The 611-nt window shown below is 63.7% G+C and carries 1 protein-coding gene; it reads left to right on the top strand.

Translation table 11 applies throughout. The features are described 5' to 3' along the window. Positions 1–475, top strand: a 475-nt coding sequence (locus U5A57_RS41330) for an alpha/beta fold hydrolase (protein WP_415774722.1), incomplete at its 5' end; no start/stop codon positions are given. Between the last annotated feature and the right edge of the window lie 136 nt (positions 476–611).

Raw genomic sequence — 611 nt, 5'->3', positions numbered from 1 at the left:
GGAGCAACTGGACGCCCGCATCGCCCGCGCATACTGGTTCTTCCTGTTCCACCAGGTACCGGACCTGCCCGAAACGCTGGTTGCCGGCAACGAACGCGCGTGGCTGCGCCACTTCTTCTCCGACTGGTGCTATGACCCGAATGCGATCAGCGGGGACGCTTTTGAGGCCTACGTGCGCGCTTACGAAGCCCCCGGAGCGGTGCGTGGCGCGATGGCCGACTATCGGGCGAACGCCGAGGACGTTGCCCAGGACAAGGTGGATGCCCACGTACCCATCAGCGTCCCGACACTGGCGCTGTGGGGCGCCGAGTTTTACGCGGTCGGCAAGATGTTCGACATGGAAGCCGTCTGGAAAGGCATGGCAACCGATGTGCGCACCCATGCGATCGAGCGCGCGGGGCATCTGCCGCACGAGGAGCAACCGGAGCGGGTCAATGCACTGCTGCTCGACTTCCTGGAGGGATGGAAGGGCTAAGCGTGGCATGCAGGCGGACAGCCATTGCGCTGTCACGCCTGAAGCCCCGCGCATCTTCCGCATATCGCCATGAGCCACGAAATCGCTTTTGCCCTGGTGCCTTTTCTCTTTTCGATGGGTGCCGGTTATCTCGCCC

Source organism: Paraburkholderia sp. J11-2 (assembly GCF_905220185.1).
GTDB lineage: Bacteria > Pseudomonadota > Gammaproteobacteria > Burkholderiales > Burkholderiaceae > Paraburkholderia.
Note: the sequence above shows the minus strand (reverse complement) of the source record. Positions and strands in the feature narration are given on the sequence as shown.